General features: G+C 70.2%; 9 protein-coding genes and 2 pseudogenes. 4 read left to right on the plus strand and 7 right to left on the minus strand.

What is annotated here, in order from left to right; genetic code table 11:
• Positions 1 to 1,128: amino acid permease (locus A9X03_RS15995; protein ID WP_067782015.1), on the minus strand; the 1,128-nt coding region annotated here is incomplete at its 3' end.
• 101 nt (positions 1,129 to 1,229) lie between these two features.
• Here A9X03_RS15995 and A9X03_RS16000 point away from each other — a divergent pair.
• On the plus strand, positions 1,230 to 2,612 hold the full coding sequence (locus A9X03_RS16000) for an NAD(P)/FAD-dependent oxidoreductase (RefSeq protein WP_197505037.1): 1,383 nt from the start codon (positions 1,230 to 1,232) through the stop codon (positions 2,610 to 2,612).
• On the opposite strand, the gene manA is transcribed toward A9X03_RS16000, so the two are convergent.
• The 4 genes from manA to A9X03_RS16020 all read right to left on the minus strand — a co-directional run bounded on the left by manA (position 2,590) and on the right by A9X03_RS16020 (position 6,891).
• Positions 2,590 to 3,816 carry a mannose-6-phosphate isomerase, class I gene (gene manA / locus A9X03_RS16005; RefSeq protein ID WP_067759007.1) on the minus strand — a complete coding sequence of 409 codons (1,227 nt, stop codon included), beginning with the start codon at positions 3,814 to 3,816 and terminating at the stop codon, positions 2,590 to 2,592. The two genes, A9X03_RS16000 and manA, sit on opposite strands and share 23 nt — an antisense overlap.
• Before the next feature lie 8 nt (positions 3,817 to 3,824).
• Entirely contained in the window at positions 3,825 to 4,925 is a 1,101-nt protein-coding gene (locus tag A9X03_RS16010; RefSeq protein ID WP_067759004.1) for a TobH protein, read from the minus strand.
• Positions 4,922 to 6,319, minus strand: a complete 1,398-nt coding sequence (locus tag A9X03_RS16015; RefSeq protein ID WP_067889423.1) for a phosphomannomutase/phosphoglucomutase — start codon at positions 6,317 to 6,319, stop codon at positions 4,922 to 4,924. Before A9X03_RS16015 ends, A9X03_RS16010 begins: the two co-directional genes overlap by 4 nt.
• 122 nt (positions 6,320 to 6,441) lie before the next feature.
• Positions 6,442 to 6,891 (minus strand): DUF3499 domain-containing protein, encoded by a 450-nt coding sequence (locus A9X03_RS16020; protein ID WP_197498888.1) that lies wholly within the window; start codon positions 6,889 to 6,891, stop codon positions 6,442 to 6,444.
• 173 nt (positions 6,892 to 7,064) lie between these two features.
• On the opposite strand from A9X03_RS16020, the gene A9X03_RS16025 reads away from it, so the two are divergent.
• Positions 7,065 to 7,487, plus strand: coding sequence for a metallopeptidase family protein (locus tag A9X03_RS16025; protein ID WP_067758997.1), 423 nt, complete (start codon positions 7,065 to 7,067; stop codon positions 7,485 to 7,487).
• A gap of 15 nt (positions 7,488 to 7,502) precedes the next feature.
• Here the strand turns inward: A9X03_RS16025 and A9X03_RS16030 are convergent, their stop codons facing one another.
• Positions 7,503 to 7,841: a WhiB family transcriptional regulator gene (locus A9X03_RS16030; protein WP_007168083.1), complete on the minus strand. Its 339-nt coding sequence runs from the start codon at positions 7,839 to 7,841 to the stop codon at positions 7,503 to 7,505.
• Positions 7,842 to 8,194: 353 nt separating this feature from the next.
• Between A9X03_RS16030 and cofD the strand changes: the two genes are divergently transcribed.
• Together cofD and A9X03_RS16040 are read left to right on the plus strand one after the other, a co-directional pair.
• The gene (cofD, locus tag A9X03_RS16035; protein WP_067889421.1) at positions 8,195 to 9,196 is read left to right on the plus strand and encodes a 2-phospho-L-lactate transferase; all 1,002 of its coding nucleotides are present in this window, start codon (positions 8,195 to 8,197) and stop codon (positions 9,194 to 9,196) included.
• Positions 9,193 to 10,260 (plus strand): annotated as a pseudogene (locus A9X03_RS16040) (coenzyme F420-0:L-glutamate ligase); the annotation flags it as partial. The gene cofD and the pseudogene A9X03_RS16040, both read left to right, overlap by 4 nt.
• Here the strand turns inward: A9X03_RS16040 and A9X03_RS28535 are convergent.
• Positions 10,255 to 10,484 (minus strand): annotated as a pseudogene (locus A9X03_RS28535) (nitroreductase family protein); the annotation flags it as partial. The pseudogenes A9X03_RS16040 and A9X03_RS28535 overlap by 6 nt on opposite strands.

Consider the following 10,484-nt stretch of genomic DNA (forward strand, 5'->3'; position numbering starts at 1 on the left):
CCGGACCGGGGTGCCGTGGGAGCCGGTCTTCGCCAACTGGCGCGGCAGCAAGCCGTCGCGCGCCATCGCGAACAGCACGCGGCATTGGCCGAGCATCAGCACCATCACCACGGTGGTCAATCCGGCCAGCGCCCCGATCGCGATGATCTTGCTGGCCCAATGGATGCCGTTCGCGGTGAACGCCGTGGCGAGGTTGGCCGGCTTGTGGCCGGGCATGGTCTTGAGCTGGGTGTAGGAGACCATCCCGGACAGCACCACCGAGACCGCCACGTAGAGCACGGTCACGATCGCCAGCGACGCCAGGATGCCCCGCGGAACGTCGCGCTGGGGCCGCTTGGTCTCCTCGGCCATGGTCGCGACGATGTCGAACCCGATGAACGCGAAGAACACGATCGACGCTCCCGCCAGCACCCCGTACCAGCCGTAGTGGCTGCTGTGCGCCCCGGTCATCAGCGACAGCACCGACTGGTTGACGCCCGACGCCTCGTGCCCCGCCTCCGGCTTGGGGATGAACGGCGAATAGTTGGAGCCCTTGATGTAGAAGGCGCCGACGACGACGACCAGCAGCACCACCGACACTTTGATGCCGGTGATCACCGCGGAGAACCGCGACGACAGCTTGGTGCCCAGGGCGATCAGCACGGCAACCCCGGTGACGATCAGCAGCGCGCCCCAGTCCAGGCTGACCGAACCGAGCTGCGTTGTGCCGCCGGCAAACCCGAACACGTTGCCCAGGTAGCTCGACCAGCCCTTGGCCACGACCGCGGCGCCGATCGCCAACTCGAGCAGCAGGTTCCAGCCGATGATCCAGGCGAGGAACTCCCCGAAGGTGGCGTAGGAGAACGTGTAGGCGCTGCCGGCGACCGGCAGCGTGGAGGCGAACTCGGCGTAGCACAGCGCCGCCAGCGCGCACGTGACCGCCGCGATCACGAACGAGATCCAGATCGCCGGGCCGGTGATGTCACCGGTCGTCGACGCGGTGACGGTGAAGATACCGGCGCCGATCACCACGGCAACCCCGAAGACGACCAGGTCCAACCAGGTCAATTCCTTGCGTAACCGGGTGTCTGGCTCGTCGGTGTCGGCGATCGATTGTTCGACCGACTTCATGCGCCATCGGTTGGCCATCCGTCGCCCTTTCCCTCTACGAAGGGGACCCATTGGTCCGTCACAGTACTGGGTACTCTGCCGAGATGGCGGACACCAAAGCAAACACCAGGGACCATGCGGTGGTCATCGGCGGCAGCATCGCCGGGCTGTGCGCCGCGCAGGTGCTCTCGGATGCGTTCTCCCGGGTCACGGTCTACGAGCGCGACGAGTTGCCGAGCACACCGTCGAGCCGGGCGACCGTTCCGCAGGACCGGCACCTGCACATGCTGATGGCCCGCGGCGCAATGGAGTTCGAGAGCCTTTTCCCCGGGCTGCTGGAAGACATGGTGGCCGCGGGCGTGCCCATGCTGGAGAACCGGCCCGACTGCATTCATCTCGGCGCCGCGGGCCACGTGCTCGGCACCGGACACACACTGCGTGACGAATTCACCGCGTACGTGCCCAGCCGGCCGCACCTGGAGTGGCAGCTGCGCAAACGCGTCCGCAACACGGACAACGTCACGATGGTGCGGCGCTCGGTGGCCGAACCGCGGTTCGACCCGGCGCGCCAGCGGGTGACCGGGGTGCTGCTGGATCCCGTCGACGGCGAGGATCCGGAATTCGTCGCGGCCGACCTCGTCGTCGACGCGGCAGGCAGGGGCACCCGGCTGCCGACGTGGCTGACGCAGTGGGGCTACGAGCGCCCGCGGGAAGACCTCCTCGACATCGGCATCTACTACGCGACCCAGCAATTTCGCATCCCGGACGGCTTGATAGCGGAGAAGGTAGTGGTCGCCGGCGCGTCGCACGACAAGTCGCTGGGGCTCGGCATGCTCTGCTACGAGGACGGCACCTGGGTGCTGACGACGTTCGGGGTGGCGAACGTCAAGCCGCCGCAGACGTTTCCGGAGATGCTGGAACTGGCCGAGGAGCTGGTCCCGCCCCACGTCAACGCGGCGCTGAAGCAGGCCGATCCCATCGGCGAGCCGGCGTTCCACGCCTTTCCGGCCAGCAAGTGGCGCCGCTACGACAAGCTGGACCGCTTCCCCGCCGGCATCATCCCCCTCGGCGACGCCGTGGCCAGCTTCAACCCCACCTTCGGGCAGGGCATGACGATGACCTCGCTGCAGGCCGGCCATCTGCGTCGCGCGCTGAAACTGCCCGACGACCAGCTGGCCGCCGAACTCAGTCGGGCCACCGCCAAGTCGACCTTCCCGGTGTGGACGATGAACGCCATCGGCGACGTCACCTTCCACCACGCCGAGACCAAGGGGCCCATTCCCTGGTGGTGGCGGCCCTCGGGCGCGCTGTTCGACCAGTTCCTCGGGGCCGCCGAGACCGATCCCGTTCTGGCCGAATGGTTTTTGCGCCGGTTCTCGCTGCTCGACAGCCTCTACATGGTCCCGCCGCCGCGCATCGTCGGCCGCACGATCGCCCACAATCTGCGGCTGTGGCTGGGCGAACGCCGTCAGGCCGCCCGTGGCGATCGCCGGCGCACCCCTACAGCCCTACGGTCGCCCTGAACAGCTTGGTGGGCTCGCGCGCGACCAGCCGGATCGGGGCGTCGTCGGCCGCCACCCAGGCGGCCATCCCCCGCTGCAGCGTCAGCGACCCGGACTTGCCGTGCACCGTCGTGCACCCCTCGGTGCACAGCAGGATCTGCGGACCCTCGTGGCTGCACGAGGCGTCGACCTCGTGGCCCAGGTAGTCGCCGTCGAGCTCCAGCAGCGCGACCGCGAATTCCTCGGCCGGAGTCTCGTAGATCAGGCCGAAGCCCTCGCGGCGCACGTGGGGGCGCACCTGTTCCTCGGTGGTCGGGGTGAAGTCGAGCACCCGTAGCAGTTCGGGGACGTCGACGTGCTTGGGGGTCAGGCCGCCGCGTAACACGTTGTCGGAGTTGGCCATCACCTCCAGGGCGAAACCGCGCAGGTAGGTGTGCAGGCTGCCGGCCGACACGAAGATCGCCTCGCCCGGGGCCAGCGTGATGCGGTTCAGCAACAGCGCGGCCAGCACCCCGGCGTCGCCGGGGTAGCGTTCCCCGAGCTCCAGCACCGTCTTGACCTCGCCGGCGAATTCCGTTGCCCCGGAGCTGATGTACTGGATGGCGCCGTCCAGCACCGCGGGCACCAGCACGTCGATGTCAGGCTGCGGCGCGGTGATCCAGGTGGTGAACAGCGCGCGCAGGCCATCGGCGTCGGACTGGTCGTTGAGCAGGTCGATGAAGGGGTCGAGGTCGGAGACGGACAGCGCCCGCAGCAACTCGACCGTGCGGGAGGCCTGCCGGAATCCGGCGAGCGCCTCGAATGGCTGCAGCGCCACCAGCAATTCGGGCTTGTGCGAGGTGTCGCGATAGTTGCGGACCGGCGAGTTCAGCGGAATGCCCAGCCGCTCCTCCCGCAGGTAACCCTCGGCCGCCTGCGCCGCGCTCGGATGGGCCTGCAGCGACAGCGGCTCGTCGGCCGCGAGCACCTTGACCAGGAACGGCAGCACGTCGCCGAACCGGGCGCGGGCCCCGGGGCCCAGCTGGCCTTCCGGGTCGGCGACCAGCGCGTCGAGCAACGAGATCTCGCCGGCGTCCGTTTCCAGCCAGGCCGGGTCGCCCGGATGCGCCCCGAACCAGAGTTCGGCCTCCGGATGGGCAGCCGGGACCGTCCGCCCGGTGAATTCGGCGATGGCGGTACGCGATCCCCAGGCGTACGTGCGTAAGGCCCCGCGAAGCAGTTCCACTGTGTTATCTATCCCCGCGCCAGGCGCGCGTAAACCGCGGCCATCTCCAGTCGAACGGCCAATACTGCCAGTTGCTGCTCGGCGCTGATGGCGCCGCCCAACGCGGGCGCGACCGTCGACCCGGCAGAGCCGCCGGGACCGTCGGGCACGTCCTCGGCGGCGAGCAGGTACACGTCGTCGAGCCCGGCGGTCCGGGCCGCCACGATGGTCTGCTCGGCGGACAACGTGAGGGCCAGCACCAGCAGCCGCCGCGGCAGCGGCCCGTCGATCTGTTCGTCGTGGAAGAGCGCGTCGGCGGGATCGGCGAAGCCGCCGGAGACCCCGGCCCGCAGCGCGACGACGGCATCCGACAGCCCGGTCGCGGCAACCACCTGGTGCGCGATCCGCAGCAGGACGGAACTGCCGTGCCGGGCCAGCGCGAGCGTCGCGGCGCAGTCGCCGGCCAGCGCCACCTGCCGATCGGCGATGCGCGCGGCAATCGTCTTGGCCGGGTTGGTGAACAGCTCGCGGGCCGCACTGTTGCGCAGCGCCTCGGCGTCCAGCTCGTCGGCCAGCGCCCGCAGGTCGACGCTGGGTCGCTGGTCGACCGCCTGCACCACCGCCAGGGCGGCGGCCAGGTAGCGGCACAACCCGAACTCGTCGGGGATCGGAAGCCGCGGCGCCAGCACCGCCGCGCGGCCGGCGGTGGCGTCCCGCAGCGGACCCTCGTACGGCGCGACGACGACGACCCGCGCCCCGCGGCGCACCCCGGTGGCGGCCGCGGTGACCAGCGCCGGATCGCCGGGATCGTCGCCCGCGACGATCAGCACGTCGAGCGGGCCGATCCACGGCGGTACCTCGGCGGTCAGCGTGATCGGCTCGGAGGCCGCTCCGGCCACCGTCGCCGCGACCATCGCGCCGGCGTTGTCGGCGGTCCCGCGGCCGGCGACCCAGATCAGGCTGCGCGGCCGGTCGTCGGCCCGCAGCGGATCCAGGGCACCCTCGTCGACGGCCGCGGCGATCGCGCGCACCTGCGCGCCCGCCGACGACGCGGAGCGCAGCAGGCCGTCCCGGTCGGCGGCGAGCAGGCCCTCGGTGTCTTCGAGATCGATCGCCCGGACGGTGTTCACGGCGCGGCCTCGGCGGGCGCCGACTGCGCCTGGATCTGAGCGCTGATCTGCGCGACCACCGCGTCTACGTCGTCGGTGCTGCGCGCCTCGACGTTGAGCCGCAGCAACGGCTCGGTGTTGGAGCTGCGCAGGTTGAACCAGCTGCCGTCGCCGAGGTCGACCGTCACGCCGTCCACGTGGTCGATCGCGTGGATGCGGCTGCCGAAGGACTTCAGCACCGCCTCGGTGCACAGCGCGGCGTCCGCCACGGTGAAGTTGATCTCGCCTGACGACTCGTAGCGCTGGTAGTCGGCGGTCAGCTCCGACAGCGGCCGGTCCTGCTCGCCCAGGGCCGCCAGCACGTACAGCGCCGCCAGCATCCCGGAGTCCGCGCCCCAGAAGTCGCGGAAGTAATAGTGCGCCGAATGCTCGCCGCCGAAGATGGCGCCGGTGTCGGCCATCATCGCCTTGATATAGGAGTGCCCGACGCGCGAGCGCAGCGGTGTGCCGCCGCGCTCGGTGACCAACTCCGGCACCGCCCGGGACGTGATCACGTTGTGGATGATGGTGGCGCCGATCTCCCGGCTCAATTCGCGCGCGGCGACCAGGCTGGTCACGGTCGAGGGCGACACCGGCCGGCCGCGTTCGTCGACGACGAAGCAGCGGTCGGCGTCCCCGTCGAAGGCCAAACCGATATCGGCGCCCGTCTCGCGGACATAGGCCTGCAGGTCCACCAGGTTGGCCGGGTCGAGCGGGTTGGCCTCGTGATTGGGGAACGAGCCGTCGAGCTCGAAGTACAACGGCAGCAACGTGATCGAGTCGATCGCCCCGAGCACCGCGGGCGCGGTGAGGCCGGCCATGCCGTTGCCCGCGTCCACCGCCACCCGCAGGGGGCGCAGCCCCGAGGTGCTGACCAGCGAGCGCAGAAACTTCCCGTAGTCGTCCAGCACGTCGCGGTCGCTCACGGTTCCGGGCTGTCCGTCATAGCGCTCGACCCCGGCGATCACGGACTCGCTGACGGTGCGCAGGCCGCTGTCGGCGCCGACCGGCTTCGCGGCCGCCCGGCACAACTTGATGCCGTTGTAGGCCGCCGGGTTGTGGCTCGCGGTGAACATCGCGCCCGGGCAGTCCAGCAATCCGGAGGCGAAGTAGAGCTGATCCGTGGAGGCGAGACCGATGCGGACCACGTCCAGGCCCTGGCCCGTCACACCGGAAGCGAAGGCCGCGGCCAGCGTGGGCGAACTGTCCCGCATGTCGTAACCGATCACCACCTGCCGAGCGCCCTCGTCGCGCATCAGCTTGGCGAACGCCGCGCCCAACGCGGTGACCAGCGGCCCGTCGAGTTCTTCGCCGACCAACCCCCGCACGTCGTAAGCCTTGACGACGCGGTGCACGGTCGCGGCGAGCCGAGACATGCGGGGGCCTCCTGACGCCTTGAAAGGGTTCGCGTTCCTTCGCCTCTTGGCCGTCAGCCTATCGGCCCCAGGGAAACACGGGCCGCAGCGGTGCGCAGGGGCCGCGCGCCACACCCGAACGGCTAGTCCTTGGGGTCGGGCAACACCCGCAGGTGTCCGCGGCGCCGGCCCGACCGATGCTCGGGTGGCGCCAGCACACTGCTGCTTGGCGCGGTGGCCCCGCCGTGATGAATGTGCGGGTCCGCGAAGCCGTTCAGGGGCGTGCCGGTGCCGCCATAGGGCACGGCGCGCTCGACCTGGCCGCCTTCGCGCACCGCGTCGGCGAGGGCGACCAGGTCGTCCTCGTCGGGGTGCGTGGGCTCAGCATGCAGGGGACCGGCGTGGCGCACGAGATCCCATCCGCGGGGTGCGGTGATCCGGCCGGCATGGCCGACGCACAGGTCCCACGAATGCGGCTCCCGCGCGGTCGCGAGTGGCCCCACCACTGCCGTCGAGTCCGAGTAGACGAACGTCAAGGTCGCCACGGCGTAGTGCGGACACCCGGGCCGGCAACAGCGACGGGGAACGTTCACGAGCGAAAGGCTATCGTGCGCAAACGCCGGTGAAGCGCCGGACACGCGCAACCGGCGGGCCCCCGATGTTCAACCGTTACCATCGGCGCGTGGGCGATTCGCGCAGCTTCCCGCGGAGGGATCGGCCCCAGGGCCGATTCGCTTCCCACCGGTCCTCCCGCCGGGGCCGCGATGTGCGCGGCCCGCTGCTGCCGCCGACGGTGCCCGGGTGGCGCAGCCGGGCCGAGCGATTCGACATGGCGGTGCTGGAGGCCTACGAACCCATCGAGCGGAATTGGCAGGCGCGCCTCGCCGATCTCGACGTGGCGGTCGACGAGATTCCCCGCATCGCGGCCAAGGATCCCGACAGCGTGCAGTGGCCGCCGGAGGTCATCGCCGACGGGCCGATCCCGCTGGCGCGATTGATCCCGGCCGGTGTCGACGTCCGCGGCAACGCCACGCGGGCGCGAATCGTTTTGTTCCGCAAGCCGATTGAGCGACGGGCCAAGGACACCGTCGAGCTCGGTGATTTGTTGCACGAAATATTGGTGGCCCAGGTGGCCATCTACCTCGACGTGGAGCCGTCGATCATCGACCCGACGATCGACGACGAATGATGTTGCGGCGCGGCGTCAGATGATGCCGCGCTTGAGGCGGCGGCGCTCGCGCTCGGAGAGCCCGCCCCAAATGCCGAAGCGCTCGTCGTGCTCCAGGGCGTACTCCAGGCACTCGTGGCGTACCTCGCACCCCAGGCAGATCTTCTTGGCCTCGCGGGTGGAGCCGCCCTTCTCCGGGAAGAACGCCTCGGGATCGGTTTGGGCGCATAACGCCCGGTCCTGCCACTGGTCCGCGACGGGGGCCGGCATCGGCTCGGGTTCGAATGCGACTGGCGCATCAGGAACCACGGTCAAGTGCGGCCGGGCCGGTCGGACCGGCGCCGAGACGATGGGGGTGTGCGGCGTGCTCGCCATGACTCCTCGAAGATGTTCGTAAGACATACGGTCGTCCGCCTCCTCAGTTTGATTGAGAGAGTGAGTGGTTCCCACTATTTCTGATGTGTACAGACAATTCGAACAAGTGATCGAATCTCGGTCTGCGACACCGGAACCGGCCGGCCAACCGGGAAATGACACTGTTGTGATTAGACACGGGTTGACCAGCCGGGTCAAGCACTACGGCGCATTTCCATACCATCTCGTGACCGAATTACGGCGTTTCCGTTGTTTTGCGCATTCGGCGTGTCGATCACACCGACCACGACTACGCTTAAGGGCCGCGTAACGGCCCCGCCACCGCAAGGTCGCCGGGCAGTACTGTCGTCCACGTGAAGGTCACCGTTCTGGTCGGTGGGGTTGGCGGCGCCCGATTCCTGCTGGGGATTCAACAGCTGCTCGGGCTCGGTCAGTTCGGAACGCAACAGCACCCAGAAGCGGGAACCGGCAACCACGAACTTAACGCAATCGTCAACATCGGCGACGACGCTTGGATTCATGGACTGCGGGTCTGCCCGGATTTGGACACCTGCATGTACACCTTAGGTGGAGGGGTAGACCCGGAGCGCGGGTGGGGTCACCGCGACGAAACCTGGCACGCCAAAGAGGAATTGGCGCGCTACGGCGTGCAGCCGGACTGGTTCGGGCTCGGCGACCGGGATATCGCCACCCACCTGGTGCGCACCCAGATGCTCAACGCCGGCTACCCGCTGTCACAGATCACCACCGCGCTGTGCGACCGCTGGCAACCCGGCGCTCGATTGCTGCCGGCGAGCGACGACCGCTGCGAGACGCACGTGGTGATCACCGATCCCGACGACGGCACCCGCCGCGCGATCCACTTCCAGGAGTGGTGGGTGCGCTACCGGGCCGAGGTGCCCACGCACAGCTTCGCCTTCGTCGGCGCCGAAAAGGCCACCGCCACAAGTGAAGCGGTGGCGGCCATCGCCGACGCCGACGCCATCCTGCTGGCGCCGTCGAACCCGGTGGTCAGCGTCGGCGCCATCCTTGCGGTCCCCGGGATTCGCGCGGCGTTGCGCTCGGCGACCGCCCCGGTCGTCGGCTACTCCCCGATCATCGGTGGAAAACCCTTGCGCGGCATGGCCGATGCGTGCCTGTCGGTGATCGGGGTGGAATCCACCGCGGAGGCGGTCGGCCGGCACTACGGGGCGCGCGGCGGCACCGGGATACTGGACTGCTGGCTGGTGCACGAGGGCGATCACGCCGACATCGACGGCGTCGCGGTGACCGCCGTGCCGCTGTTGATGACCGACCCCAAGGCGACGGCCGAGATGGTGTGGGCCGGTCTCGAGCTCGCGGGCGTCACCCCATGACCGAACACGGCGCCGCCGCGGCGATCGAGATCCTGCCCGTGACCGGGCTTCCCGAGTTCCGGCCCGGCGACGACCTGAGCGCGGCGCTGGCCTCGGCCGCGCCCTGGCTGCGCGACCGCGACGTCGTCGTGGTGACCAGCAAGGTGGTGTCCAAGTGCGAGGGCCGGCTGGTGCCGGCCCCGCAGGACGCCGAGCAGCGCGACGAACTGCGCCGCAAGCTCGTCGACGACGAGGCCGTGCGGGTGCTGGCGCGCAAGGGCCGCACCCTGATCACCGAGAACCGCATCGGCCTGATCCAGGCCGCCGCGGGCGTGGACGGATCCAACGTGGGCCGCGACGAACTCGCGCTGCTGCCGGTCGACCCCGACGCCAGCGCCGCGGCGCTGCGGGCCGGGCTGCGCGAGCGACTGGGCGTCGACGTGGCGGTGGTCATCACCGACACGATGGGCCGCGCCTGGCGCAACGGCCAGATCGACGCCGCGGTGGGCTCGTCGGGTCTGGCTGTGCTGCACGGGTATTCGGGGGCCGTCGACCGGCACGGCAACGAGCTGGTGGTCACCGAGATCGCGGTCGCCGACGAGGTCGCGGCCGCGGCCGATCTGGTGAAGGGCAAGCTGACCGCCATGCCGGTCGCCGTGGTGCGCGGCCTCACGGTGGCCGACGACGGCTCGACGGCCCGGCAGCTGTTGCGGCCCGGCGAGGAGGACCTGTTCTGGCTCGGCACCGCCGAGGCCCTCGACATGGGGCGCCGGCAGGCCCAGCTGCTGCGCCGGTCCGTGCGCCGGTTCAGCGCCGAGCCCGTCGCGCCCGTGCTGATCGAAGACGCCGTCGCAGAAGCCCTCACCGCCCCGGCCCCGCACCACACCCGCCCGGTCCGGTTCGTCTGGTTGCGGACTCCCGACGTCCGGCTGCGGCTGCTGGACCGGATGAAGGACAAGTGGCGCTCCGACCTCGCCGGCGACGGCCGGCCCGCCGACTCGGTGGAACGCCGGGTGGCGCGGGGCCAGATCCTCTACGACGCACCCGAGGTCGTCATCCCGATGCTGGCTCTCGACGGCGCGCACCAGGTCGGGGGCGAAGATGGTCGAGCCGATCCAGCAGCTGCCCACCCCCCGCACGGCCAGGGCGACGAGCAGGGCCTGCACGGCCGCCCCGACGGCGACGGTGAACATGGTGTGCTCGGCCTCGGTGCGGGCGGCGTCGGGGTACGTGTGCGCGCCGTCGAGAGCCAGCATCGGGATGACGACCTCGGGTGCGTCGTAGAGGATCTGGCCCCGCGCCACCCGGC

Source organism: Mycobacterium sp. E1715 (genome assembly GCF_001667625.1).
GTDB lineage: Bacteria > Actinomycetota > Actinomycetes > Mycobacteriales > Mycobacteriaceae > Mycobacterium.